18 protein-coding genes and 2 pseudogenes are annotated in these 26,813 nt (G+C 71.8%); 11 read left to right on the forward strand and 9 right to left on the reverse strand.

What is annotated here, in order from left to right; translation table 11 throughout:
- Positions 1–33 precede the first annotated feature (33 nt).
- Positions 34–3,120 carry an efflux RND transporter permease subunit gene (locus tag JRG78_RS01030; RefSeq protein WP_259607173.1) on the forward strand — a complete coding sequence of 1,029 codons (3,087 nt, stop codon included), beginning with the start codon at positions 34–36 and terminating at the stop codon, positions 3,118–3,120.
- A 9-nt stretch (positions 3,121–3,129) separates the two neighbouring features.
- Here the strand turns inward: JRG78_RS01030 and JRG78_RS01035 are convergent, their stop codons facing one another.
- A complete protein-coding gene (locus JRG78_RS01035; protein ID WP_259607174.1) occupies positions 3,130–4,029 on the reverse strand; it encodes an aldose 1-epimerase family protein in 900 nt (299 codons plus the stop codon).
- Between the two features lie 270 nt (positions 4,030–4,299).
- Here JRG78_RS01035 and JRG78_RS01040 point away from each other — a divergent pair, with 270 nt between their 5' ends.
- A complete protein-coding gene (locus JRG78_RS01040; protein ID WP_259607175.1) occupies positions 4,300–6,345 on the forward strand; it encodes a DEAD/DEAH box helicase in 2,046 nt (681 codons plus the stop codon).
- 100 nt (positions 6,346–6,445) lie between these two features.
- On the opposite strand, the gene JRG78_RS01045 is transcribed toward JRG78_RS01040, so the two are convergent.
- On the reverse strand, positions 6,446–8,053 hold the full coding sequence (locus JRG78_RS01045) for an Rv2578c family radical SAM protein (RefSeq protein ID WP_259607176.1): 1,608 nt from the start codon (positions 8,051–8,053) through the stop codon (positions 6,446–6,448).
- 96 nt (positions 8,054–8,149) lie between these two features.
- On the opposite strand from JRG78_RS01045, the gene JRG78_RS01050 reads away from it, so the two are divergent.
- The gene (locus JRG78_RS01050) at positions 8,150–9,070 is read left to right on the forward strand and encodes a M15 family metallopeptidase (protein ID WP_259607177.1); all 921 of its coding nucleotides are present in this window, start codon (positions 8,150–8,152) and stop codon (positions 9,068–9,070) included.
- A gap of 138 nt (positions 9,071–9,208) precedes the next feature.
- Positions 9,209–10,372, forward strand: coding sequence for an acyl-CoA dehydrogenase family protein (locus JRG78_RS01055; RefSeq protein WP_259607178.1), 1,164 nt, complete (start codon positions 9,209–9,211; stop codon positions 10,370–10,372).
- Positions 10,373–10,386: 14 nt separating this feature from the next.
- Here JRG78_RS01055 and JRG78_RS01060 read toward each other — a convergent pair whose 3' ends face one another.
- Both JRG78_RS01060 and JRG78_RS01065 read right to left on the reverse strand, forming a co-directional pair.
- Positions 10,387–11,202, reverse strand: coding sequence for an energy-coupling factor transporter transmembrane component T (locus JRG78_RS01060; RefSeq protein WP_259608228.1), 816 nt, complete (start codon positions 11,200–11,202; stop codon positions 10,387–10,389).
- 65 nt (positions 11,203–11,267) lie between these two features.
- Positions 11,268–12,953 (reverse strand): ABC transporter ATP-binding protein, encoded by a 1,686-nt coding sequence (locus JRG78_RS01065; protein WP_259607181.1) that lies wholly within the window; start codon positions 12,951–12,953, stop codon positions 11,268–11,270.
- Positions 12,954–13,118: 165 nt separating this feature from the next.
- Here JRG78_RS01065 and lysA point away from each other — a divergent pair, with 165 nt between their 5' ends.
- From lysA to JRG78_RS01080, 3 genes are all read left to right on the forward strand, one after another.
- Positions 13,119–14,372 (forward strand): diaminopimelate decarboxylase, encoded by a 1,254-nt coding sequence (gene lysA / locus JRG78_RS01070; protein ID WP_259607182.1) that lies wholly within the window; start codon positions 13,119–13,121, stop codon positions 14,370–14,372.
- A gap of 85 nt (positions 14,373–14,457) precedes the next feature.
- A complete protein-coding gene (locus JRG78_RS01075) occupies positions 14,458–15,912 on the forward strand; it encodes an amino acid permease (protein ID WP_259607183.1) in 1,455 nt (484 codons plus the stop codon).
- Entirely contained in the window at positions 15,909–16,847 is a 939-nt protein-coding gene (locus tag JRG78_RS01080) for a universal stress protein (RefSeq protein ID WP_259607184.1), read from the forward strand. The genes JRG78_RS01075 and JRG78_RS01080 overlap by 4 nt, the downstream gene beginning before the upstream one ends.
- 78 nt (positions 16,848–16,925) lie before the next feature.
- Here JRG78_RS01080 and ddaH read toward each other — a convergent pair whose 3' ends face one another.
- Entirely contained in the window at positions 16,926–17,687 is a 762-nt protein-coding gene (gene ddaH / locus JRG78_RS01085) for a dimethylargininase (protein ID WP_259607185.1), read from the reverse strand.
- Between the two features lie 30 nt (positions 17,688–17,717).
- Complete coding sequence (locus tag JRG78_RS01090) at positions 17,718–18,263, reverse strand: ECF transporter S component (protein ID WP_259607186.1); 546 nt, start codon at positions 18,261–18,263, stop codon at positions 17,718–17,720.
- Positions 18,264–18,493: 230 nt separating this feature from the next.
- Here JRG78_RS01090 and JRG78_RS01095 point away from each other — a divergent pair, with 230 nt between their 5' ends.
- Complete coding sequence (locus tag JRG78_RS01095; protein WP_259607187.1) at positions 18,494–21,430, forward strand: S8 family serine peptidase; 2,937 nt, start codon at positions 18,494–18,496, stop codon at positions 21,428–21,430.
- Positions 21,431–21,698: 268 nt separating this feature from the next.
- Here the strand turns inward: JRG78_RS01095 and JRG78_RS01100 are convergent, their stop codons facing one another.
- Positions 21,699–22,631, reverse strand: a complete 933-nt coding sequence (locus tag JRG78_RS01100) for a pirin family protein (protein ID WP_259607188.1) — start codon at positions 22,629–22,631, stop codon at positions 21,699–21,701.
- Positions 22,628–22,921 carry a GNAT family N-acetyltransferase gene (locus JRG78_RS12540; RefSeq protein WP_336297696.1) on the reverse strand — a complete coding sequence of 98 codons (294 nt, stop codon included), beginning with the start codon at positions 22,919–22,921 and terminating at the stop codon, positions 22,628–22,630. Before JRG78_RS12540 ends, JRG78_RS01100 begins: the two co-directional genes overlap by 4 nt.
- A gap of 102 nt (positions 22,922–23,023) precedes the next feature.
- On the opposite strand from JRG78_RS12540, the gene recQ reads away from it, so the two are divergent.
- A complete protein-coding gene (gene recQ / locus JRG78_RS01110; RefSeq protein ID WP_259607189.1) occupies positions 23,024–25,141 on the forward strand; it encodes a DNA helicase RecQ in 2,118 nt (705 codons plus the stop codon).
- Positions 25,142–25,406: 265 nt separating this feature from the next.
- Positions 25,407–25,520, forward strand: a pseudogene (locus tag JRG78_RS12545) (hypothetical protein); the annotation flags it as partial.
- Between the two features lie 238 nt (positions 25,521–25,758).
- On the opposite strand, the gene JRG78_RS01120 reads toward JRG78_RS12545, so the two are convergent.
- A complete protein-coding gene (locus JRG78_RS01120) occupies positions 25,759–26,028 on the reverse strand; it encodes a TetR family transcriptional regulator C-terminal domain-containing protein (protein WP_259607191.1) in 270 nt (89 codons plus the stop codon).
- A gap of 99 nt (positions 26,029–26,127) precedes the next feature.
- On the opposite strand from JRG78_RS01120, the pseudogene JRG78_RS01125 reads away from it, so the two are divergent.
- A pseudogene (locus JRG78_RS01125) lies at positions 26,128–26,739 on the forward strand (glycoside hydrolase family 3 C-terminal domain-containing protein); the annotation flags it as partial.
- Positions 26,740–26,813: the final 74 nt, after the last annotated feature.

Below are 26,813 nucleotides of genomic sequence, written 5' to 3' on the forward strand. Positions count from 1 at the left end.
GTAGGGTACCAACGTGCAGAACGGGGGACGTCGGTGTCGAAACTCGCCATCCTGAGCCTGCGCAACCGCGCGCTGATCGCGCTGATCACGATCGTCGCCGCCGTCTTCGGCGGACTCGCGCTCACCGACCTGAAGCAGGAGCTCATCCCGTCGCTCGAGCTGCCGGCGCTGGTGGTGATGACGAACTACCCGGGCGCCTCGCCCGAGGTGGTCGAGAACGACGTGTCCACCCCGATCGAGACCGCGATCCAGGGTGTGCCCGGGCTGGAGTCGACCAGCGCCACCAGCACGACCGACGCGTCGGTCGTGCAGGCGATGTTCGCGTACGGCACCGACCTCGCCACCGCCGAGCAGAAGATGCAGCAGGCGATCAACCGGATCGCCCGGCAGCTGCCCGCGGATGTCGCGCCGCAGGTGCTCAGCGTCTCCATCGACGACTTCCCGGTGATCCAGATCGCGGTGACCGGCTTCGACGACGCCGAATCCGCGCAGGCCGACCTGGAGAGCGTCGTCATCCCCGACCTCGAGGACGTCGACGGCGTGAACACCGCGCAGATCGTGGGCGGCACCGGACAGCGGATCACGATCACCCCCGATCCGGCACGGCTCGCCGCCGCGGGCGCGAGCACCCAGGCCATCGCGCAGGCGCTGCAGCAGAACGGCACGCTGTTCCCCGGCGGCGACATCACCGAGGGCGACCGCACGCTCACTGTGCAGACCGGCGCGAAGATCACCTCCGTCGGCGAGATCGCCGCCCTGCCCCTGGTGGGGACGGATGCCGTGATCGGCGACGTCGCGACGGTGGCGCGGACGAGCGACCCGGTCACCTCGCTGTCGCGCGTGGACGGGGAGGACGCGCTGTCGGTCGCGGTGACGAAGCTGCCGGCGGCGAACACGGTGGACGTGTCGAGCGGCGTGCTCGCCGCGCTCGACGGGCTCGCCGACGCCTTCCCGGATGCCGAGTTCACGGTCGTCTTCGATCAGGCCCCGTACATCCAGCAGTCCATCGAGACGCTGGCCACCGAGGGGCTGCTCGGGCTCACGTTCGCGGTGGTCGTGATCCTGGTGTTCCTGCTGTCGATCCGCTCCACCCTGGTCACCGCGATCTCGATCCCGACCTCGGTGCTGGTCACGTTCATCGGGCTGCAGGCGTTCGGGTACTCGCTCAACGTGCTCACCCTCGGGGCGCTGACGATCGCGATCGGGCGGGTGGTCGACGACTCGATCGTCGTGATCGAGAACATCAAGCGCCACTACGTCGAGGGCGCCGACAAGGCCGAGGCCATCCGTCTCGCGGTGCGCGAGGTGGCCGCGGCGATCACGGCGTCGACCATCACGACGGTGGCCGTGTTCCTGCCGATCGTGTTCGTCGGCGACATGGTCGGCGAGCTGTTCCGCCCGTTCGCGATGACCGTGACGATCGCGATGACCGCATCCCTGCTGGTGGCCCTCACGATCGTGCCGGTGCTGGCGTACTGGTTCCTGCGGCCGGGCAGGCCGCTGCGCGACGCCGACGGCCGCCGGATCGATCCGGAGAGCCCGCTGGCGCCGCCGACGCCGCTGCAGCGGCTGTACCGCCCGATCCTCGGCTGGACGCTGCGGCATTCGGCGATCACGGTCGTGCTCGCGGTGCTCGTGCTGGGCGCGACGCTGGCGGCCGCCCCGCTGATGAAGGTCAACTTCCTCAGCGACTCGGGGCAGAACACGATGACGGTCAGTCAGGACCTCGGCCCGTCCGCGAGCCTGCAGGCGAAGTCGGATGCCGCCGCGAAGGTGGAGGACGCGCTGGCCGAGGTGGACGGCATCGAGCACGTCCAGGCGTCGATCGGCTCGAGCGGTTCGGCGCTGCGCGACGCGTTCTCCGGCGGCGCGGGCGTGACCTACTCGATCCAGACCGCGGAGGGCGAGGATCAGGAGGCGCTGCGCGCCCGGGTGCAGCGGTCCATCGACGAGCTCGACGGCGTCGGGGAGGTGACCGTGAGCGGGTCGCGCGGGTTCGGGTCGAGCGACATCGAGGTGACGGTCACGGCTCCCGACGCGCAGGCGCTGCGCCAGGCGACGGATGCCCTCGTCGCCGACCTCCGCGAGCGGGAGGGCGTCGGCGTCGTCACCGACAACCTCGCCGCGTCGCTGCCCTACATCGCGGTGGTCGTGGACCGCGCCGCCGCCGCGGAGCGCGGACTGTCCGAGGTGGCCGTGGGGTCGATCGTGTCGAACGCGATGCGAGCGCAGCAGCTCGGCACGGTCGAGATCGACGACACCACGCTGACCGTCTACCTGGTCGCGGCGGAGCCGCCGGCGACCGTGGACGAGCTGCGCGAGCTCCTCGTGCCGACCGTCGCCGGCCCGGTGCGGCTGGCGGAGATCGCAGTGGTCGAGCAGCGCGAAGGGCCGACCTCGATCTCGACCGAGCAGGGGCGGCGCACCGCCACGATCACCGTGCCGCCGGCATCCGACGACCTCGCCGTCGCCACGGCGGCGGTGACCGCGGCGATCGCGTCTGTCGACCTGCCCGACGGCGCCCGCGCGACCGTCGGCGGCGTCGCCGAACAGCAGGCCGAGTCGTTCTCGCAGCTGGGGCTGGCGATGCTGGCGGCGATCCTCATCGTCTACGTCGTGATGGTGGCGACCTTCAAGTCGCTGCGGCAGCCGCTGCTGCTGCTGGTGTCGGTGCCGTTCGCGGCGACCGGGGCGATCCTGCTGCAGATCGTGACCGGCGTGCCGCTGGGAGTGGCGTCGCTGATCGGCGTGCTGATGCTGATCGGCATCGTGGTGACGAACGCGATCGTGCTGGTCGACCTCGTGAACCAGTATCGCGAGAAGGGGCTCTCCACGCCCGAGGCGGTGATGGCCGGGGGTGAGAAGCGCCTGCGGCCGATCCTGATGACCGCGCTCGCGACGATCTTCGCGCTCACGCCGATGGCGCTCGGGATCACCGGACACGGTGGTTTCATCTCCCAGCCGCTCGCGATCGTCGTGATCGGCGGACTGGTGTCCTCGACCGTGCTGACCCTGATCGTCCTGCCGACGCTGTACAACCTCGTCGAGGGCGCGAAGGAGCGCCGCGCCGCCCGCCGCGCGGATCGCACCGCGGCGGGCCCGGGTCGCGACGTGGGCTGACCCCGCCGGTCAGGCGAACTCGATGCCCCAGTGCAGCCGCCAGGTCTCGTCCTGCGCGAGGCGGCGCAGCCCGCGTCCGGAGTTGAAGGCCTCGGCCGGCGCGGTCATCGGCTCGACCGCGACCGCGAGGGGCTGGCCGGGGTACCGGTCGGTCGTGAACGCCTGCACGAAGTCGAAGCCCTCGCCCTGCCACAGCGTGACCGCGCGTCCGTCCGGGGCGGTGAGCGTGGAACGCACGCGCCCGTCCGCGTCCCGCCGCAGGTTCGCGAACCCGGTGTCCAGCTGCACATCGCCGATGCGGACACCTGCGCGCAGGTCCGTGCCGCTCGAGACCGGGGACTCGCCGACCGGCAGCATCCGCTCGTCGGTCTCGAAGTACGTCTCGGCGGGGATCCGCAGCACCAGCTGTCGCGGGTCCACGTCGCCGATCGTCAGGAACGGGTGCGTCCCGAGGGCCACCGGCGCGGCCTCGGCCGAACGGTTCGTGAGACGGTGCTCGACCTCGAGCCCGGCATCCGTCAGCGCATAGCGCACCGACGTCTCGAGGAGGTACGGGTACCCCGTCTGCGGCACCACGGAAGCGGCGAGCGTGACCGCGGCATCCGTCTGCTCGGCGATCTCGTACGCGGTGAACCGCAGCAGTCCGTGGCTGGCGTTGCGGAACTTCGGCTCGCTGACGGCGAGGGCGCGCGTGGTCTCGCCGTCCTGCCACACCCCGTCGCGGATGCGGTTCGGCCAGGGGACGAGCACGACACCGGAGCACATCGGCGTCGGTTCGTCCTCCGGGTAGGGCGGCACGATGGTGACGCCGCCCACGGTCAGGTGGCGGAGCGAGGCGCCGACCTGCGCGATCTGCGCGGTCACGTCGCCGCGCCGGAGGTGGATCTGGATGCCGGTGGGGGAAGTCACGTCGCCATCGTACGACCCGGAGGTCTCCCAGGTCAGGGCGGTAGACTGATCGGGTCGGCTTCGGACATCCGCCCCCTCGAGGGGCGGTTCGTTTGCGAGTGTGCGCACTCCGTTTGTGAGTCCAGGGGCCGATGGTTCATCAACCATCACATGAATGGCCCCGGCCGACGGATGCCCGGGTATGTCCGCCGCGCGCTGAGCTCTGTGCGCGCGGTCCGCGCTCTGCGCGGACGGATGCTGTTCTCGTGTCAGAGACAGTCAGGAAACACCATGCCCAAGAACAGCAAGCCCAAGGGCGGACGCCCCGCGCGCAACTTCGACCCCCGCTACGGCGCGAAGAAGACCCCGTTCCACGACCGCCATGCCGGCCCTCGTCCCGGCGGCCGTGACGAGAGGGCGGATGCCGGCGAGCGGCGGCCGTTCGGCGGTGACCGCCGACCGGGCTTGATCAGCCCGAAGCACCGCGGCTACCGACCCGCCGACACGGAGTCCGGCGCGCCCAAGCGCCGCTGGACCGCGCCGGAGAAGGCCGGCCGCGACGAGGCCCGCGGCATCCGCAACCGCGCCGAGGGCGGATGCCGCGAAGCGCCGCACCATCGAGCCGAGCGCCCGCGCTTCGAGCGCGACGACCGCCGGGCGGAGCGTCCGCGGTTCGAGCGGGACGACCGACAGCGCTTCGACCGCGGCGACCGCCGGGCGGAGCGTCCGCGGTTCGAGCGGACGGAGCGTCCGCGGTTCGAGCGCGCGGATCGTGCGGAGCGTCCCCGCTTCGAGCGCGATGACCGACAGCGCTTCGACCGTGACGATCGCGCCCGCACCGACCGTCCGCGGTTCGAGCGGGACGACCGACAGCGCTTCGACCGCGGCGACCGTACCGAGCGTCCCCGTTTCGACCGCGACGACCGTCGAGCCGACCGTCCCGGTTTCGATCGCGACGACCGCCCGCGGACCGTGCGCGCCGACCGCGCCCGGACCGACCGCGACGACCGCCCGGCGCGTCCCGCCCGCGAGACCCGTCCCACCCGGAGCGACTGGACCGGCACGGCATCCGCAGCCCGCGAGCAGGCGGAGGACGTCGTGCACGAGCGGCTCGAGGCCCAGGCCGTGCAGGCCGGCGAGGTCGCGGACGTGACCTTCGCCGACCTCGGCCTCGGCTCGAACATCACCGAGATCCTCACGAACATGGGGGCCGAGAAGCCGTTCCCGATCCAGGCCGCGACGATCCCGCCGATCCTGGCGGGTCGCGACGTCCTCGGCCGCGGCCGCACCGGCTCGGGCAAGACGATCGCCTTCGGCGCCCCGCTGGTGGAGAGCATCCTGACCTCGCAGAAGGGCACCCGCCGCCAGATCGGACGCAAGCCGCGCGCGATCATCCTCGCCCCGACCCGCGAGCTCGCCCTGCAGATCGACCGCACGGTGCAGCCGATCGCCCGCAGCGTCGGCCTGTTCACGACGCAGATCTACGGCGGCGTCCCGCAGGCGCGGCAGGTCGGTGCCCTGAAGAAGGGCGTCGACATCGTGATCGGCACCCCCGGCCGCATCGAGGATCTCATCGACCAGGGCAAGCTCGACCTCTCCGAGGTGCGCATCGTCGTGCTCGACGAGGCCGATCACATGTGCGAGCTGGGCTTCGTCGAGCCGGTGCAGCGGATCCTCCGCCGCACCGGGGAGGGCAGTCAGAAGCTGCTGTTCTCGGCGACCCTCGACCGCGAGGTCGCCGCGCTCGTCGACGAGTTCCTGGTCGACCCGGCCGTCTACGAGGTCGCCGGCGAGACCCAGGAGTCCAGCACGATCGACCACCGCGTGCTCGTGATCGAGCACCGCGACAAGGCCGAGGTGCTCACCTCCCTGGTCGACCGGGACGGGCAGACGCTCGTGTTCGCGCGCACCCGCGCCTACGCCGAGATGCTCGCCGAGCAGTTCGAGGACGCCGGCATCGCCGCCGTCTCGCTGCACGGCGATCTGAACCAGGCCAAGCGCACGCGCAATCTGCAGAAGCTCACCTCCGGCAAGGTGCAGGTGCTCGTCGCGACGGATGTGGCCGCCCGCGGCATCCACGTCGATGACATCGACCTCGTCGTCCAGGCCGACGCACCCGACGAGTACAAGACGTACCTGCATCGCGCCGGCCGCACCGGCCGCGCCGGGCGTCAGGGCCGCGTGGTCACGCTGATCACCCGGCACCGTCGTCGCCGCATGGAGGACCTGCTCGACCGCGCCGAGATCGACGCACCGTTCGAGACGGCGCAGCCCGGCGACGACGTGATCGAGGAGATCGCCGGACGGATGCCGACCGACGCCGCCCTCACGTCCTGACACCTTCCCGGTCCCTCCGAGGTTTGGGGCGGATTCTCACGTTCGGGGCGGCTCTGGCCCGCCCCGAACGTGAAATCCCGCCCCAAACGGGTGGAGGGTGTCAGAACAGCGTGGGAGCCGGGGCCGGCGTCGCTGCGGGAGGCGCGGTTCGCATGCGCAGGATGCTGCGCGCCTGGTCGTGCTCCTGCTCGGACTGCGCGTGCAGGCCGTGGGCGCGGATGAGCGGCCGCATCCGCTTCGCGAGCCATTGCCGGTACGCCTTCGGCGCCTCGACCGCCGCGCCCGGGTAGAGCCCCCGATAGGACGACACGAGGTCGGGCCGCTCGCGCTGAAGCCACTGGAAGAACCACGGCTTCACACCCGGCCGCAGGTGCAGCGCACCGTAGACCGCATGGTCGGCGCCGGCCTCCTTGATCCTCCGCAGCGCGTCGTCGATCGCGGCGATCGAGTCGGTCAGATGGGGGAGCACCGGCATGAGGAAGACGCCGACGCGGAACCCGGCATCCGTGAGCGCGTGCACCGTGTCGAGCCGCGCTTGCGTCGTCGGTGTGCCCGGCTCGATCGAGTGCTGCAACGCGTCGTCGTACATGGCGATCGACATCTGCACGTCGATGGGCACCTGCGTGGCCGCATCCCTGAGCAGCGGGATGTCGCGACGGATCAGCGTCCCCTTGGTCAGGATCGACATCGGCGTGCCCGAGTCCGCGAGCGCACGGATGATCCCGGGCATCAGCCGGTACCGCCCCTCGGCGCGCTGGTACGGGTCGGTGTTGGTTCCGAGCGCAACCGTCTCGCGCTGCCACGATCCGCGCCGCAGCTCGCGCTGCAGCACCTCGACGATGTTGGTCTTCACCACGATCTGCGAGTCGAAATCCGCCCCGCCGTCCAGATCGAGATACTCATGCGTCCCGCGAGCGAAGCAGTTGTGGCTGATCACGCCGTTGGCCACGAAATCTCCGGTACCCGTGGTGATGTCGACCAGATCCCGGACGCCTGGAAGCGGCTCGATCGACACCAGGTCGGCGACCGAGGTGACCGCGGTTCCTTCGAGACCGGTCAGGTCGGCTTCCGCCAAGAATCCCGTCCCGAGCCCCATCAGCCGGTCGTTCGACGTCAGATGGGGACGTTGACCCTCGTGCGCATCGGCGACGTGCTTCCACCCCCGTTCGGTGAGGAAACGGTGATCGCCGCTCGCGATCAGCGTCGTCCCGTCGGCGAGCGTCACCCGGTAGGCGGCCTTCCGCGTGGACCACTTCGCCTCGACACTCGTGCGCACGTAACGGCGGTACGCGCCGCGTCGCTCCGCGCCGAGGATCTCCCTGCCGATGATCTCCGTGCCGATGATCTCCGTGCCGATGATCTCCGTGCCGATGATCTCCGTGCCGATGATCTCCGTGCCGATGATCTCCATGCCGACCTCCAGCTCCCCGATCGGCCGCTGCCGGCCGTCGGTGCAGAGGACCGGCGTCGCGGGATCCAGGCAATAGACGCAGGCGTGACTGCAGCCGCGGTACGGATTGATCGTCCAGTTGAACGGCATCCGCGACGGGCCGGGCACCCGGTTCAGCGCGGACCGGGCGAGCACCTCGTGGAAGGTGACGCCGGCGAACTCGGGCGTCGTCACCGATCGCACCAGGCCGCTGCGGTTCTCAAGGCCGGGCAGCGCGTCGCCATCCGTCTCGTCGATCGCCTGTCCCTGCCACCGCATGCTCACAGTCGAACAAAGAATCGAACAGAAGTCAAGCTCTCATCGAATCTCTCTACGACCATCGAAAACGCCCCGCATCCGGGGCACAATGGAACCATGCCCGTCACGCAGCCCCGGCACGCTGCGTCGCGCCCCGCCGCGCTGTCGGTGGCGGTCCCGCTCGGACTGCTGTTCACGGCCGCCGCCTCGCTCGGCGCGCTCGCCGCGGCGCCCGTCGCCGAGCCGGTGACGCCGCCCGTGCCCGCTGCGGCGCTGCGCCTGCCCGCCCCCGACGTCGCCCAGCAGCCGGTCGCCGATCCCTGTGGGGATGCCGGCGTGCAGGCGGCGCTGGCCTCCGGCGACGACGAGGCGGCGATCGCGGCGTTCGGCGGCGGCGAGGCGTTCCGCGCGGCAGTCACCACGGGCAACGCGCCGTGCATCTCCCTCTCCGACCCCGCGCGGCTCTGGGTGGTCGTGAACAAGGGCAGACCGCTGTCGCCGGTCGACTTCGTGCCGGCCTCCCTCCAGCCGTATCAAGTGCGCTCCACATCCCCCTCCGACGACGTCCGGCCCGAGGTGGCGCAGGCGCTCGCCGCGATGGCGGCGGCCTCGCAGGGTGCGGGCGCGGGGGTGCTCGGCGCGAACAACGGCTACCGTTCCTACGGGCTGCAGCAGAGCACGTACGCCGACTATGTGCGCGATCTCGGCCAGCAGGAGGCGGATGCCGGCTCGGCGCGACCCGGGCACAGCGAGCACCAGACCGGCCTCGCCGTCGACCTGGTGGCCTGCGACGACGGATGCGGCGGGCTCGACGACTTCGGCGGCACCGCCCAGGGGCGCTGGGTCGCCGAGCACGCGTGGGAGTTCGGCTTCATCGTCCGCTACGAGAGCGGCGCCACCGGGACGACGGGCTACGCCCCTGAGCCGTGGCATCTGCGCTACATCGGTCCCCAGCTCGCGGCTGCCTACCATCACGGTGGATACCGCAGCCTGGAGGACTTCTTCGGCCTGCCGCCGGCACCCGATTACCCGTTCTGACCGGGTCCTGAGGCATCCCACAACGTCGGAACCGAGTGTCACGGATTGTGGGATGCATTCCCACAATCGACTGCCGGTGCGGCGTGCGCAGACCTAGAATCGCGGGTGCGACGACGCATTTTCAGGCGAGAGGATGCCATGGAACGGGACATCTACGAAGAGGACCACGAAGCCTTCCGCGACCTGGTGAAGGACTTCATCAAGCGCCACGTCACAAACGAGGCGCGCGAGAAGTGGGATGCCGACGGGGAGATCGACCGGGACACCATGCGCGCCGCGGGCGAGGCGGGCCTGATCGGGCTGTCCGTGCCGGAGGAGTTCGGCGGCGCCGGCATGCTGCAGGATTACCGCTTCCGCACCGTGGTGATGGAGGAGGTCATCGCCGCCGGCGCGGGATCCCTCGCGGGTGCCTTCGGCATCCAGGACGACCTGGCGGTGCCCTACCTCGTGCACATGGGTACGCAGGAGCAGAAGCAGAAGTGGCTGCCCCGCATGGCCACGGGCGAGGTGATCGGCGCCCTCGCCATGACCGAGCCCGGCGCCGGCAGCGACCTGCGCGGCATCACCACGACGGCGAAGAAGGTCGACGGCGGCTACATCGTCAACGGCGCCAAGACCTTCATCTCCTCGGGTGCCACCGCCGACCTCGTCGTCACCTTCGTGAAGACCGGCGAGGGCAACCGGCCCGACGCGTTCAGCCTGCTGCTCATCGAGAACGGCATGGAGGGCTTCGAGCACGGAAAGAAGCTGCACAAGATGGGCTTCCACGGCCACGACACCGCCGAGCTCAGCTTCAGCGACGTGTTCGTGCCGGCGGAGAACCTCATCGGCGGCACCGAGGGTCAGGGCTTCGTGCAGCTGATGATGAACCTGCCGCTCGAGCGCCTGTCGATCGGGGTGGCCGGCGCCGCCGCCGCGCAGGCCGCGCTGGACTGGACGGTCGCCTACACCCGCGACCGCGAGGCGTTCGGCGAGCGGATCATCGACTTCCAGAACACCCGGTTCCAGCTCGCCGACGTCGCCACCACGGTCGACGCGCTGTGGGCGTACATCGACCGCGCGCTGATGGCCTACAAGGACGGCAGGCTCTCCGCCGAGGAGGCGGCGAAGGTCAAGTTCTGGGCCACCGAACGCGAATGGGAGGTGCTCGACACCTGCGTGCAGCTGCACGGCGGATACGGCTACATCATGGAGTACCCGATCGCCCGCGCCTTCCTGGACGCCCGGGTGCACCGCATCTACGGCGGCACCAACGAGATCATGCGCGAGATCGTCGGTCGCCAGATCGCGGGCAAGCGCTGAGCACGCGCTGAGCGTCAGGGGAGCTGCCAGGGGAAGGTGAGCGCGAGGATGAGCGCGGATGCCGCGAGCACTGCCGCGATGAACACGACGTCCCGGATCTGGAAGGGCACGAGGTGCCGCTCGGTGCGGGTGGGGTGGGCGCCGAAGGCGCGGGAGTCCATCGACAGGGCGACGCGCTCGGCGTGCCGGATGGCGCTCGCCAGCAGCGGGACGATGTACCCCCAGCCGCGGGCGAGCCGCGCGAACGGTCCGCGTCCGCCGTGGTGGCCGCGCACTCGGTGCGCCGCCCGGATCACCGACAGTTCGTACCGGAACCGCGGCACGAACCGATAGGCGGCCAGAGCCGTATACCCGATCCGGTAGGGCACGTGCAGCTGCTGCACGGCGGCGCGCACCAGATCGGGGCCGGTGGTGCTCAGCCCGCCGATCAGGGCCAGGCCGAGGATCGCAGCCAGCCGCAGCCCGGTGGCCAGTCCCACGGCGAGGGCGCCCTGATGCAGCGTCCACCCGCCGAGCGTCAGCACCGCCGGCGTGTCCGCCACCTGAGCGGGGTCGACCCAGATCGCGAACCCGACCGTCACCACGGCGACGGCGATCGGCATCCCGAGCAGCAGCAGCGCGAGCGCGCGAGCGGTGAGGCGCGCTCCGGTGAGCACGAGCAGGTACGCCAGCAGGAGGAACGCGGTGGGCGCGACGAGGTCGCGCGTGAAGACCAGCAGCACCATGGCCGGCAGCACGGCGCCCACCTTGGCCAGCGGGTTGAGGTGGTGCAGGAAGCGGGATGCCGGAGCGGAGATCTCCGCGTACGGGTCCCGGCCGGCCGCCGCCAGCGGCTGCCGTCCGGTCCCCGCCTCCGAGCCCCGACCGATCCTCGCCTCCGGCGGCGGCGTGCCGGTCATGAGGCGGCTCCGGCGGCGCTGAGCATCCGCAGCACGGGCGGCATTCGCAGTCCGGCGCCGTGCAGCAGGGCCTCGTCGGCGAGCAGCCGCGCCGTCTCGCCGGCGGCGTGCAGCCGGCCGCCGGCGAGGACGACGGCGTGCGTGCTGTACTCGGCGACGAGCTGCAGATCGTGGGTGACGATCACGATCGTGGTGCCGTCGGCGCGCAGTCCGGTCAGCAGCTCGAGCATCTCGGCGGCCCGGGCGCGGTCTTGACCGAACGTCGGCTCGTCCAGCGCCAGCACCTCCGGCTGCGTGATCAGCGCCGTGCCCACGGACAGCCGCCGCTTCTCCCCGCCCGACAGCAGGAACGGATGCACGCCGGCCTTGCCGGCGAGACCGAACCGGTCGAGCATCTGATCCACGCGGGCGTCGATCTCGGCGGCGGGGCGGTGCTGCAGCCGCAGGCCGTGGGCCAGTTCATCGCGCACGGTGTGCGCGATGAACTGGTGCTCCGGGTTCTGGAAGACGAACCCGATCCGCGAGACCAGCCGGCGCGGTGAGGCCGCGCCGACGTCGATCCCGGCCACGCGGACCGTGCCTCGCGGGGGCGGCGCGACGCCGCCCAGCGCCTGGATGAGGGTGGTCTTGCCGGCCCCGTTGACGCCGATCACCGCGGTGAACGCGCTCCGTGGGATGTCGAGCGACTCCACCGTCAGCACGCTCGTCCCGCCCTTGCGCACCACGAGATCGCGCACGACGACGGCCGGCTCGGTGCGCTCCCCCGCGGAGCGCTCCGCTACGGAGGGCCCGGCCGCGGAGTGCCCGGCCGCGGACCGCTCCGCGTCGGCCGGCGCCCCGCCCGGACCCCGCCGTGTCCCCGGCATCCGTTCCGCGAACTCCTCCGCAGTGACCGGCAGCGGTCCGCTCCACGCGCCGAGAGCGCGCAGCCGCAACGCGGCCAGGGTGCTCGAGGGCAGCCACACCCCGAGCGAGAGCAGCTCCTCCGCGTGCTCGCGGATCACCTGCGCCGCCGGGCCGTCGAAGGCCATGCGGCCCTCCGCGTCGAGCGCGATCGCCCGGGTCGCGAACCGCATCGCGGCGTCCAGGTTGTGCTCCACCAGGACGACGGCCCTGCCGGCATCGGTCACCAGCGTCGACAGCGCGTCGTACACGTCGTCGATGCCGCGCGGGTCGAGGTTCGCGGTCGGCTCGTCGAGGACGATCACCCGCGGGCGCATTGCGAGCGCGCAGGCGATCGCGAGCCGCTGACGGGCGCCGCCGGAGAGGAGATCCGGGTTCCATGAGCGCCGCTCCCACAGGCCCACCTGCCGCAGCGCCTGCTCGCTGCGGTGCAGGATCTCGGGCACCGGCAGCAGCAGGTTCTCCAGCGCGAAGGCCACCTCGTCCAGCACCGTGCCGGTGACCAGCTGTGCGTCCGGATCCTGGAACACCATCGCGACATCCGTGCTCAGCTGTGCGACCGGGGTCGACCGGGTGTCGCGCCCGGCGACGACGACGGTGCCGGAGAGCTCGGCCGGCACCGACTGCGGCACGAGCCCGTTCAGCGCGAGCGTGAGCGTGGACTTCCCCGATCCGCTCGGTCCGAGCAGCAGCACCACCTCGCCGGGATGCACATCGAAGGACACCGCCTGCGGCGAGGGCCTCGCGGCACCGGCGTGGGTGACGCTGAGGTCACGCACGCGGAGCAGAGGCGGGGAGGAGTGCACGGTGAGAACCCGGTTCGGTGCGGCTGCCGGCGCGCGCCGGCACACCTAACTTAGCCCAACCTCACCTGGCATCCGACGCTTCCCCTCGTGCCGCGGCTGGGCGCCGCTAGAGTGAAGCCGCCCACCCGAAGGAGCGCCATGAACGACCTGCTGTCCCTGCTGCCGCCCGGCTCCGACGTCGAGGACGGCGTGCTCCGGATCTCCGGATGCCGCGTGGACGACCTCGCCCGCGAGTTCGGCACCCCCGCGATCGTCGTCGCCGAGCCGGCGCTGCGCGCGCGGGCCCGCGAGTACCGGGAGGGGCTGACCGCGCGCTGGCCGCGGTCGCGGGTGGTGTTCGCGTCCAAGGCGTTCCCCGCCACGGCGGTGCAGCGGGTGATGGTGGAGGAGGGACTCGGGCTCGACGTCGCCGGCGGAGGGGAGCTGCGCAGCGCCGTCAAGGCGGGCGTCGACCCGGCCCTGATCGTGCTGCATGGCAACGCGAAGTCGACGGACGAGATCGAGTACGCGGTGCGGATCGGCGCCGGGCTCGTGGTGGTCGACAACGCCGACGATGTCGACCGCCTGGAGGCGATCGTGCCGCCAGGGCGGAGGCAGGACGTGCTGGTGCGGATCGTGCCCGGCATCGTCTCGTCCACGCATCCGCACGTCGCCACCGGCCAGCTCGGGTCGAAGTTCGGGCTCACGCCGGATGCCGCCCGCGCGTTGATCACGCGCATCGAGCGCAGCGACCGACTGCGGATGCGGGGCGTGCACGCCCACGTCGGCTCGCAGATCCTTGAGCCCGCCGAGCTCGCCGCGGCGATCGAGCCGCTCGCGGCGATGGGCGAGTTCCCGGTGTACGACCTGGGCGGCGGGCTCGGCGCCCGGTACACGTACGCCGAGCAGCCGCCCTCGGTGGCTTCATACCTGGACGCGCTGATCGACGCGGCCCGCGCCCACCTGCCGGCATCCGCGGAGCTCATCATCGAACCCGGACGCAGCATGGTGAACGCCACCGCCGCGACGCTGTACACGGTCACCACGGTCAAGCGCGACGCACGCACCTTCGTCGCCGTCGACGGCGGGATGGGCGACAACCTCGAGGTGGCGATGTTCGGCCAGCGCTACGAGGCGGCGCTCGCCGCCCGCATGACCGAGGAGGCGACGGAGGACACGATCGTCGTCGGGCGGCACTGCGAGAGCGGCGACGTGCTCATCGACGGCATCCGTCTGCCGGAGGCGAAGGTGGGGGATCTCCTCGTCGTGGCGGCCACCGGCGCCTACACCCACACCATGGCGAACAACTACAACGGCGCCCGGCGTCCGCCTGTGGTCTTCGCCAGGGACGGCGAGGCGAGGGCCGTGGTACGCCGTGAGACCTGGGACGAGCTGCTCGCCCGCGATCTTTGACGCAATTGTCAAAAATTCGCATCGCGGGTACCATCGACCGGTCGGTCAACGCGGACCGGCGCTGTATACCCGGGAGCAAACACTCATGACCTCTGTGCGTCACCAGCTTCTCCGCCGCAAACCCGCCCCGCTCGAAGGGGTCGAGGACTCGCATCTGAAGCGCAGCATCGGCCTGTTCGCGCTCACGATGATCGGCATCGGCGCCACGATCGGCACCGGCATCTTCTACGTCCTCTCCGGAGCCGTCCCGATCGCCGGACCCGCCGTGGTCTGGTCGTTCGTGATCGCCGGGGCCGTGGCCGGCGTCACGGCGCTCTGCTACGCGGAGCTGGCCGGTTCCGTCCCGGTGTCCGGATCGACCTACTCCTACGCGTACACGACCCTCGGCGAGGCGCCGGCGATGGGCGTCGCGGCCTGCCTGCTGCTCGAGTACGGCGTCTCCACCGCCGGTGTCGCGGTGGGCTGGTCGCAGTACGTGAACCAGCTGCTGTTCAACCTCTTCGGCTTCCGCATCCCCGAGGTGCTGTCGAACGCCCCCGAGCAGGGCGGCATCATCAACCTGCCCGCCGTCATCGTGATCGTGCTCTGCGGCCTGCTGCTGCTGCGCGGCGCGGGCGAGTCCGCCACCGCGAACGCCGTGATGGTGGTCATCAAGGTCGCCGTGCTGCTGTTCTTCGTCGCCGTGGCGCTCACCGGCTGGAACGCCGACCACTTCGCGAACTTCGCGCCCGCCGGGTTCCAGGGCATCGTCGCCGCCGCCGGTCTCATCTTCTTCTCCTTCATCGGCCTGGACGCGGTGTCCACCGCCGGTGGCGAGGCGAAGAACCCGAAGCGCAACCTGCCGCTCGCGATCCTGTTCGCCCTCCTCGTCGTCGTGGTGATGTACGTCGCCGTCGCCATCTCCGCGGTCGGCGCGCAGTCGCCGGAGAAGTTCGAAGGCCAGAGCGCCGGCCTCGCCGCGATCCTCGAGGCGATCATCGGATCGTCCTGGCCCGGCACCGTCGTCGCCGCCGGCGCCGTGATCTCGATCTTCAGCGTCACCCTGGTCACCCTTTACGGGCAGACCCGCATCCTGTTCGCGATGTCGCGCGACGGCATGCTGCCCCCGGTGTTCGCCCGCGTCGACCGCCGCACCCTGGCGCCGGCCGCGAACACCATGATCGTCACCGCCGTGATCGCTGTCCTCGCGGCCCTGGTCCCGATCAACTTCCTGCTCGAGATGACCAGCATCGGCACCCTGGTGGCGTTCCTCGTCGTCGCCGTCGCCGTGATCATCCTGCGCCGTCGCGAGCCGGACATGGAGCGCGGCTTCACCCTGCCGCTGCACCCGCTGATCCCGATCCTGTCCATCCTCGGCTGCCTCTGGATCATCTCTCAGCTGCGCCCGATCACGATCATCGTGTTCGTCGTCTGGACGGCCGTGGTGCTGGTGTTCTACTGGTTCTACGGGCGCCGGCACTCGGTGCTCGGCGGCGCCCCCGAGCCGGCCGACGTGCCGTTCACCTCGACCGTGGTGCAGCCGAAGGACGCCGACCGATGAGCATTCTCGTCGGGGTCAGCCCGGGGCAGCGCTCCACCTCGGTGATGCACCTGGCCGCGATGCTGGCCCGGTCGCTGGACACCCCGCTGGTCGTCGCCGCGGTGCTGCCGCAGTCGTGGTCGCCGCTCACCCACAACACCGACCGCGAGTGGCGCGATCACGTGCGGCAGTCCGCCGACGTGGTGCTCGACCACGCCGCATCCGTGCTCGTCGGCGTGAAGGCGACGTTCGTGCAGCACACCGCCCGTTCCGCGCACAAGGGCCTGCTCGAGCTGATCGAGGAGCACAAGCCCGACCTGGTGGTGCTCGGCTCGTCCTCGGCCGGGTCGCTGGGGCAGATCTCGCTGGGCTCGGTCAGCGACGCGCTGCTGCACGCGTCGCCGGTGCCGGTCGCGATCGCGCCCCGCGGCTTCCGGGCGTCTGGTGCCGCGCGGGTCACGCGCGTCACGGCCGCCTACGGCGGCTCGGATGCGGCCGCCGACGTCGTGCGGGGAGCCGCCGTCGTCGCGGGGACCATCGGCGCGTCGCTGCGGATCGCCTCGTTCGCCGTGACGCCCTCCGGCAGCGTGACCGCGGGCGTCGGCCGCTCGGCAGACCGCGGCATCGCGGACGAGTGGGTGCGCGACATCGAGGACCACGTCCGCTCCCTGCTCGACGACGTCGCGGCGCTGCCGCGCCCGCCCCGGCTCGAGGGCGCCGTCGTCGGCCTGGGCGACTCCTGGGCCACCGCGCTGGAGGACGTGGAGTGGCGCGCTGGGGATGTGCTCGTCGTCGGCTCCAGTACGCTCGGACCGCTCGCGCGGGTCTTCATCGGGTCGCACGCGACAAAGGTCGTGCGGCACTCGCCGGTCCCGGCGGTCATCGTCCCCCGCCGGGCGGCGGCGGAGCTCGCGGATGCCGCGGAGGAGGGCGCCCCGGTCGCCGACGGGCGCTGAACGGAAGCGGTGCGGGTGCGCGTCAGCGGATGACGCGCACCCGCACCGTCATGTCGGGGCCGCGTGCGCCGCGCACTGTCAGTCGCGGACGCGGACGGACAGGCAGGTGACGCAGCCCTCGAGCTTCTCGAACTCGCTGATCGGGGTCTCGATCACGGTGAGGCCGCGGTCGCGGAACAGCTGGGCGCTCTGCGGGGCGTCGGACGACATCAGCACGGTGTCGTCGTCGAGGACGACCACCGCGGTGCCGTGCTCCTCGGGCACCGGCAGGAACTCCGGGTAGATCGACGGGTCGTCCACCAGCGGCGGGTAGCCGATCACGGTGCCGTCGGGCAGCGCGGTGACCCCGCTCTTCAGATGCAGCACCTTGGTGACCGGCACCGGGACAACGGTCCAGCCGCGGGGCGAGAGCAGCGCGTCGAGCTGGGCGATGCCCTCATCGTTGGTGCGCAGCGTGCGTCCGACGTAGACGGTGCGGCCCACCTTGAGCACGTCGCCGCCGTCGAGGGTGCCCGGCTCCTCGATCCGCTCGAACGGGATGCCCGCGCGCTCCAGCGCCGCCCGGGTGGTGTCGATCTCCCCGCGACGCGAGTCGGCGCCGGGGCGGGTGAGCACGGCCAGGTCGCCGAACATCACCACGGTGTCCTCCACGAAGACGCCGTCGGGGTGGGCATCCGCCGGCTCGATCTCGACCACGTCCCAGCCGCGGGACCGGTACGCGTCGACGTACTGCTCCCACTGCCGCTGCGCGAGCTCCGCGTCCACCGGGACGCGCTCGATGTGGGTGAGCTCGCCTTCGGCGAGACGGGGCGAGGGACGGCGGACGAGGATGCGGGACATGCCCTCCACGATATCCGGCGGGGCGGACGGTCAGCGCCGGGTGACGCCCGCGCGCGTGAGCGCTGAGCCGGTCGCGAGCCCGACCGCGGTCCAGGCGACCGGCCCGACGAGCGAGAACGCGAGATAGGCGAGCTGCGCCCAGGCGGGGAAGCGCTCCAGGTCGACGGCGAACCAGACGATCACGCCGATGAGGCCGCCGATGACGATCGCCGAGACGAAGAAGCGCCAGGCGCCCCAGGACCGGTACCGGGTGAGCGCCGCCACGCCCTCCTGCACGGCGCCGAACAGCAGGGCCGTGCCGATGAAGCGCACCGTCCAGGCGGGGTTGAACGCGCTGGAGATGAGCGCGGCGATCACATGCGTGACCAGGGCGACCAGCGGCTGGCGCAGCACCTCCTGCGCGACGATGCCGGGCAGCACGTGCACCCCCAGCACCAGGCCGTACAGGAACGCGAGCGGCCCCGCGATCACCGGCACCGTGAGCAGCCCGGCGACGCCGCCCAGGATGCCCGTCGCCACGCCGATCGCCGCGCAGACGAGCAGCGCGCGCGTGCTGAGAACGGTGCGGGTGCTCACCGGTTCAGCCTATCGGCGGGGGTCCGACGCGGCCGATCTGCGGCGTCCGCCGTGTGCGGTGGCGTGCTGTCCGCGATGCCGGGTAGGTTGAGCGACGTTGTGGCGACGACGCCGCATCGGACACATCGGGAGAGCTCATGAGACGAACACCCCTCAGGGCGACAGCGGCCGCATCCCTGGCCGTGTTGTTCATCGGATCGACGGCGACAGCAGGATTCGCGGACGAGGGGGTGACACACCCCGCGCCGGTTGAGGGCACCCCCGGCCACTACATCGTGGTCCTGAAGGGCGACCCGCTCGCGACCTACGACGGCGACGCGAAGGGACTCCGCGCGACGAAGCCGGAGAAGGGCAAGCAGCTGGACGCCCACTCCGAGAACTCGCAGAAGTACATCGCGCACCTGAAGAACGAGCAGCGCAAGCTCGCCCAGCAGGCCGGCGTCACCCCGGACGCCAGCTACCAGGTCACCCTGAACGGCTTCAGTGCCGAGCTCACTGGTGAGCAGGTGGACGCGCTCCGGGCATCCAAGGACGTCCTCGGCGTGTTCCCCGACGAGATCCGGCATCCGCAGGCGCAGTCGTCCACCGACTTCCTCGGCCTCGGCTCCGACGTGGACGGCACCGGCGGCGTCTGGGAGGAGATCGGCGGCGTCGGCACCGCCGGTGACGGCGTGGTCGTGGGCGTGATCGACACCGGCATCGCCCCCGAGAGCCCGTCCTTCGCGGGGCACGGCCTGAAGAAGAAGGACCACAAGAAGTCCCAGGGGCAGCCGTACGCGGACGGCGACCACGTCGTCTACCAGAAGGCGGACGGCGGCACCTTCCGCAGCCCGATCGTGCGGGGCCAGGAGTGGAACAAGAACGACTACTCCACCAAGCTGGTCGGCGGCCGGTACTTCCACACCGGCGCTCAGGCGGCCGGCTTCGACTTCCAGCACGACTACCTGTCCCCGCGCGACGGCGACGGGCACGGCTCGCACACCGCGAGCACCGCGGCCGGGAACTTCGGGGTTCCGGCATCCGTCAACGGCGTCGACTTCGGCACCATCTCCGGCGTCGCGCCGGCGGCGAAGGTGGCGGCCTACAAGGCCTGCTACGTCGGCCCGGACACCAGCGTCAGCGACGACGACATCTGCGCGCTGAGCGACCTCGTCGCCGCGATCGACGCGGCCGTCGCGGACGGCGTCGACGTGATCAACTACTCGATCGGCGGCGGGGCGGCCACGAGCGTCCTTGAGCCCGACGACATCGCGTTCTTCAACGCGGCGGCGGCCGGCGTGTTCGTCGCCGTGAGCGCCGGCAACAGCGGCCCGGACCCGGCCACGGCCGACCACGCCTCGCCCTGGTACACCACTGTCGCGGCATCCACCATCCCGACCTGGGAGGGCACCGTCCGCTTCGACGGCTTCGAGGAGGCCGGCGCCTCGGTGAGCGTGCCGTTCGGCGAGGAGGTCACCGGGCCCTCGATCTACGCCGGCGACGCCGCCGCGGCGGAGGGCGCGAACCTGTGCCTGCCCGGCACGCTGGACGCGGCGAAGGTCGCCGGGCACATCGTGGTGTGCGATCGCGGCAGCAACGCGCGCGCCGAGAAGTCGCAGGTCGTGAAGGATGCCGGAGGCATCGGCATGGTCCTGGTGAACGTGCCCGGCGGTGCGGACTCGCTGGACAACGACTTCCACGCGGTGCCCACCGTGCACCTGTCCTCGGTGCACCGTGACGCCGTGCTGGCGTACGTGCAGGGCGGCGCCGACCGTCCGATCACGCTGATCGGCGAGAACGTGACCGGTGAGACCACGCCGGTGCCGCAGGTCGCCGGCTTCTCCAGCCGTGGCCCGATGAACGCGGACGGCTCCGACATCATGAAGCCGGACGTGGCCGCACCGGGCGTGGCGATCCTCGCCGCGACGCACAACGCCGCGGAGGGGGAGCCGACCTACGGCATCCTGTCCGGCACGTCGATGGCCTCGCCGCACGTGGCGGGCCTCGCCGCGCTGTACCTCGGGGAGCGCCCGGATGCCACGCCGGCGGAGATCAAGTCGGCGCTGATGACCACGGCGTGCGACACGGTCGACGCCGACGGCTCGGCGAACACCGACCCGTTCGCGCAGGGCGCCGGCCAGGTCGACCCGACGCGCTACTTCGAGCCCGGCCTGCTGTATCTCAGCGGACCGGCGGACTGGGCCGCGTTCATCGAGGGCAAGGGCCTGGCGGACTTCGACGGCATCGAGCCGATCGACGGCAGCGACCTGAACGGCGCATCGATCTCGATCGGCATGCTCGCCAGTGCGCAGACGGTCACCCGCACGGTGACCGCGACCGCGCCGGGCACCTACACCGCCGAGGTGTCGGTGCCGGGTGTGAACGCGACGGTCGAGCCGTCGACGCTGACGTTCTCGGAGGCCGGCGAGTCGCAGACCTTCACGGTCACCTTCGACAACGCCGGCGCCCCGGCCGAGCAGTGGGCCACGGGCATGCTCACCTGGAAGGGCGAGGGCGGCGACGTCCGCTCGCCGATCGCGGTGTTCCCGGTCACGGCCGCCGCTCCGGGTGAGGTCGCCGCGACGGGTGCCGACGGCTCCACGACGGTGGAGATCACCCCCGGCGTCGACGGGGAGCTGCCGCTGAACCTCAGCGGTCTCACGCCGTTCGAGCTGCTGGTCGACGAGGCGAACCCCGTGCCCGGGCACTCCGGGAACGAGAAGTCCGGCGACGAGAACAAGGACGTGTCGTGGATCGTCGAGGTGCCCGAGGGCACCACGCTCTCGCGGTTCGACCTCGACTCCTCGGACGACGAGGGCAGCGACCTCGACCTCACCGTGTACCGCGTGGTGTCGCCGGAGGACTTGCGCTACTACGAGCGCTGGCAGTCGGCGACCGGTGCGGCGGACGAGCAGGTGACCATCCCGTCGCCGACGGCGGGCACGTACCTCGTCGTCGCGAACATGTACTCCACCACCGGCCCGATGACGTGGGACATGACCTACGCCAACGTGCAGCCGGCCGGGGAGGGCGGGTTCACGGCCACCCCGAACCCGCTGACCGTCACCCGCGGTGAGGCGACGAGCTACGACCTCAGCTGGTCGGGGCTGGACGCCCGTAAGCACCTCGGCGTGGTGCAGTACGGCGACTCCGACGTGCGCACGATCGTCACGGTCGACGCGCGCTGACGCGCCACGGAAGGCCGGATGCCCCTCGCCGGGCATCCGGCCTTCCCGCGTCTCCGGCCCCGCCCGCGGCGCTCGCCGCCGTTGTGTCGCCGGGAGCTTCCCGCATCCGCGGGGCCGCTGCACGATGCGTTCTTCTCCCGGCGGGGTCGGCCCTCTCCGTCGGCGGGAGCTTCCCGCATCCGCGGGGCGCTGCGCGGTGCGTTCTTCTCCCGGCGGGGTGACGGCGGCGGTGCGGCAGAGGGCGGCGGCGGCGGGCCGGCGGCTCGGGTCAGAGCTTGCGGATGCGGGGGAGCAGGCGCACCGGCGGGATCGGCGGGGCCGGGATGCGCTCCTCCCCGTGCCCCGGGACGTGCCCGAAGCGGTCCGAGCCGGAGGCGCCGGCGGCCTCCCACGCCTCCCGGGCCTCGACGATCTCGTCGTGGCTGCGGGCGGCGAAGTTCCACCACATCACCAGGTCCTCGGCGAACGGCTCCCCGCCCAGCAGGAACAGCAGGGCACCGGCATCCGTCGACACCTCGACGTCGTCCCGGGAGTCGCCGAGATACAGCATGCCGTTCACGTCCAGGCGATGCCCGTCCACCTCGGCGTCGCCCTCCACGAGCAGGACCGCGTGCTCCCACCGGGCATCCAGCGGCAGCGCCACCCGCGACCCGGCCGTGGCCCGGACCTCCGCGCCGACGATCGGGGTGTGCACGGTGGCGGGGGAGTCCACGCCGGCGAATCGCCCGAGCACGACGATCGCGGTCGCGTCCTCGCCTTCGGCGGCGGCCAGCTGCACCGCGGGCAGGCTGGTGTGCTGCTCGAAGCCGTGCGCGTGCGTGCGCGCACCCTCCGGCAGGGCGACCCACAGCTGCAGGGCGTCGAGGGGTCCGGCATCCTCGCCCACGGAGTACTCGGAATGCACGATGCCGTTCCCGGCGGTCATCAGGTTCAGCTGGCCGCGACGCAGGTCGACGTCGCTGCCCACGCTGTCCCGGTGCCGGATCTCCCCGACGAGCGGCCAGGTGACGGTCTGCAGTCCGATGTGCGGATGCGGCTCCAGACGCATCCGCACCTGCGCGGGTCCGAAGCGGTCGAGGAAGCACCACGCCCCGATGGTGGGGAGGTTCCGGTGCGGCAGCGTGCGCAGCACGTGCATGTTCCGCACCCCGCCGAGCGGCACCTCGCGCGGTTCGAGCAGGACGCGGTGCCGGCCGATCATCGCTTCGGCCAGCGGACGTCGGCGCCGGGAACGTCGTGGGTCTCGAGGTACCTCCGCACGTACGGGCAGTACGGCACGATCGTGTCGCGGGATGCCACGGCATCCGCCAGCGCGTCCTGGACGAGCCGGCCGGCGAGGCCCTTGCCCTCGAAGGCGGGATCGACCTCGGTGTGCGTGAACCGGATCTCGCCGGGACGGCGGTCGAACTCGGCGAAACCGGCGAGCGTGCCGTCGTGGTGGATCTCGTAGCGGGACGCGTCGTCGTTGCGGGTCACGGTGATGTCTGCCAAGGCGGCTCCTTCCGGCGTACGCGTCCAACCTACGCCCGCACACGGCGGCCCGGGCTGTGGAGAGCGGGTCCCGGCGTCGTCGGCGATGGTTAGGGTGGAGGGATGCCGCAGGCCTCCCGCGATCCGTACGAGGATCTGCCGTACGACGACGAGCCGTGGGGCGATCCCCTCCTTGATCCGTATCAGGGCGCGCCCGAGCCCATGGACTGGGTTCCGCCGGACGACGGATACGCGCCCCCGCTCGACTGGGGCGCGCCCCCGGCGCCCGCCGCCGCGGCGACCCGCGTCGTTGCCGCGCCCGCCCGCGACGTGCCGCAGACTCCGACGGCCGCACCCGCCCGGTACGCCACGCCGCTCGAGGCGCTGCGCACGGTGTTCGGGTACGACGAGTTCCGCGGCGACCAGGCCGCCATCGTGGACCAGGTCGTCGCCGGCGGCGACGCCGTCGTGCTCATGCCGACCGGCGGTGGCAAGAGCGTCACGTACCAGGTGCCCGCGCTGGTCCGGCCGGGCACCGGTCTCGTGATCAGCCCGTTGATCGCGCTCATGCACGACCAGGTCGACGCGCTACGCGCGAACGGCGTGAACGCGGCGTACCTGAACTCCACCCAGTCGCCGCAGGAACGGGCGGACACCGAGCGCGCCTATCTCGCCGGCGAGCTGGACCTGCTCTACGTCGCCCCCGAGCGTCTGTCCAGCCCGCAGACGACGCGCCTGCTGCAGCGCGGAGTGCTCAGCCTCATCGCCATCGACGAGGCGCACTGCGTGTCGCAGTGGGGGCACGACTTCCGCCCCGACTACCTCGCGCTCGGCGATCTCGCCGAGCGCTTCCCCGGGGTGCCGCGGATGGCGCTCACGGCGACGGCGACCAAGGCCACACACCGCGAGATCACCGAGCGCCTGCAGCTCGGCGACGCGAAGCATTTCGTGGCGAGCTTCGACCGGCCCAACATCCAGTACCGGATCGTGCCGAAGGTCGACCCCCGGCGTCAGCTGCTGTCGTTCATCCGGAGCGTGCCCGAACTGCTGCCCGACGCGCCGGCGGGGGCCGCGCCGTCCGGAATCGTCTACGCGCTCAGCCGCAAGTCGGTCGAGCAGACCGCCGATCACCTCGTCGCGCAGGGGGTCGACGCGCTGCCGTACCACGCCGGGCTCCCGGCCGAGGTGCGGGCGGCGAACCAGGCGCGGTTCCTCCGCGAGGACGGCGTGGTCATGGTCGCGACGATCGCCTTCGGCATGGGCATCGACAAACCCGACGTCCGGTTCGTCGCTCACATCGACCTGCCGAAGTCCGTCGAGGGCTACTACCAGGAGACCGGACGCGCCGGCCGCGACGGCGAGCCGTCCATCGCCTGGATGGCGTACGGCCTCGGCGACGTCGTGCAGCAGCGGCGGCTCATCGACCAGAGCCCGGGCGACCGCACCTTCAAGATGCGGATGGGCCAGCACCTGGACGCCATGCTCGCACTGTGCGAGACGGTGCAGTGCCGCCGGCAGAACCTGCTGAACTACTTCGGGCAGAGCCTGGACCGAACCCGATCCGCGGGCGAAGGCGCCGACGCCGTCGACCGCTGTGGGAACTGCGACACCTGCCTCGAGCCGCCGGAGACGTTCGACGGCCTCATCCCCGCCCAGAAGCTGCTCTCCACGATCGTGCGGCTCAAGCGCGAGCGCAATCAGGCCTTCGGCGCCGGCCACCTGATCGACATCCTGCGCGGCTCGTCCACCGACCGCATCCGCAAGATGGGGCACGAGCGGATCGCCACCTACGGCATCGGCGCCGACTTGTCCGAGCAGGACTGGCGCAGCGTCATCCGGCAGCTGCTCGCCCGCGGCATCCTCGTCGCGCAGGGAGAGTACGGCACGCTCGCGCCCGGCGAGGGCGCGGCCGGCGTGCTGCGCGGGGAGACGGCGGTGCCGCTGCGGCGCGACTCGATCGGCCGGGTGAGCGCGGGACGCGTGCGCGAGGCGTCGGCGGCGGACACGGTGGATGCGGCGGACCGCGGCGTGTTCGAGGCGCTGCGCGCCTGGCGTGCCGAGACCGCGCGCGAGCAGGGCGTCCCCGCGTACATCGTGTTCGGGGATGCCACGCTGCGCGCGCTCGCCGCGCACCGGCCGGCGTCCGTCGCCGAGCTCTCCGGGATCACGGGCATCGGCGAGAAGAAGCGCGAGGCCTACGGCGAGGCGGTGCTCGCCGTCATCGCCGGCGCGGGCGCCTGACCTGGCCGCATCCGCGGCAGGCTCCGCGCCGCCGAAGCGCTCCGGCATCCGTGTTTCGCGATGTGACATCCCGCGCGGCGAGATGTCATGACAGGCCGTAGTGTGGGCGCACATGAGCAACGCCGAGCCCATGAGTACCCGCGCGACCGTCACCGCGCCGACCGTCATCCGCACCTCCCGCGACGTGCACGCCCTGCTCGCCGAGAAGGGATCGCAGGGCACGCGGACCAAGGCGATCATCATCCTCGCCCTGGGCGGCATCTTCATGGACGCCTACGACTTCTCCTCCCTCGCCTTCGGCATCACGGCCGTCAAGGAGGAGTTCGGCCTCGACCCGCTGATGACCGGCTTCGTGAACGCCGCGATCATGGTCGGCTCCGTCGTCGGCGCGGTCTTCGGCGGGATGCTCGTGGACCGCTTCGGCTCGCGGCCGATCCTGACGAATGACCGGCCGGGTCACCGCGCGAGCGCGGCGGGGAGGAGCGGGGGTGCTCCCATGACGAGGCGACGGGACGCCGCGAGTCGGTGGCCGGACATCCGCGTCTCATGGACACGTGTGCGGCGAGGCCGGTTCGCTCCGTCGCGTAGCGAAAACCGTAGCAACTGCGGTCCGTCGCTCACAAGCGCGGGAGCACGTCGTCGAGGTGCGCGCGCAGGTGGGCGGCGACGTCCACGGCGTCCCGGTCGTACAGCCAGCGGTACTGCAGGCCGTCCCACAGCGCCACCAGCCACACCGCCTCCTGCTCCGGGTCGCGGTGCGAGGGCAGGTCGCCGTCCCGCTGGGCGAGCCGGAACAGCTCGGCGAAGTGCTCGATCGTGCGGGTGAACCGCCCGGCGAAGTAGTCGTGCGCCGGATGCCCGGCGGGCACCGCCTCACAGGACAGCACGGCGTACACCTCGATCAGCCCCGCCTCGCTCGCCGCGTTCTCCTCGGCGTCCGCGGGCAGCTCGCGCAGCGCGTCGGCGGCGCGGTCCGGATGCGCGCGCTCGGCCTGTTCGAGAATCCGTACGTGGACGAGGACGCCGCGGATGCGATCGTCGGGCGCGCCGACTTCCGCGCCGCCGGCGAGGCCGCGCAGCGCGCCTCGATCACGGTGCTCACCAACGACGGCGTGCTCCCCGCAGCTCGCGGGCGCCGCCTGTACGTCGAGGGGATCGAGCCCGAGGTGGCGGCCGCGTACGGCGAGGTCGTCTCCTCCCCGGCGGATGCCGACCTCGCGGTGATCCGGCTGCACGCGCCGTACGAGCAGCGTGCGACGGCGTTCGAGAACTTCTTCCACGCGGGCTCGCTGGACTTCCCCGAGGACGTCGTCGCCCACGTGCGCGCGGTGGCCGACCAGGTCGCCACCGTGGTCGACGTGCTGTGCGACCGCCCGGCGATCCTCACGCCGTTCGTCAGCTCCGCCTCCGCGATCACCGTCAACTGGGGGGCGTCCGGTGCGGCCCTGCTCGACGTGCTCACCGGCGCGGCCGAGGCGAAGGGACGACTGCCCTTCGACCTGCCGCGGTCCATGGCGGCGGTCGAAGAGTCCCGGCCCGACGTGCCGTTCGACACCGCCGACCCGCTGTTCCGGTTCGGGCACGGCCTGAGCATCTGACCCGGAGGGCTGTGGAGTCGCGACAATCGCGGCGGAGGAGGTCCCTCCCCGCGGTTGGCGCGACTCCACAGTCG

The sequence above is a fragment of the Microbacterium sp. EF45047 genome, from assembly GCF_028472845.1.
GTDB classification, from domain to species: domain Bacteria; phylum Actinomycetota; class Actinomycetes; order Actinomycetales; family Microbacteriaceae; genus Microbacterium; species Microbacterium neungamense.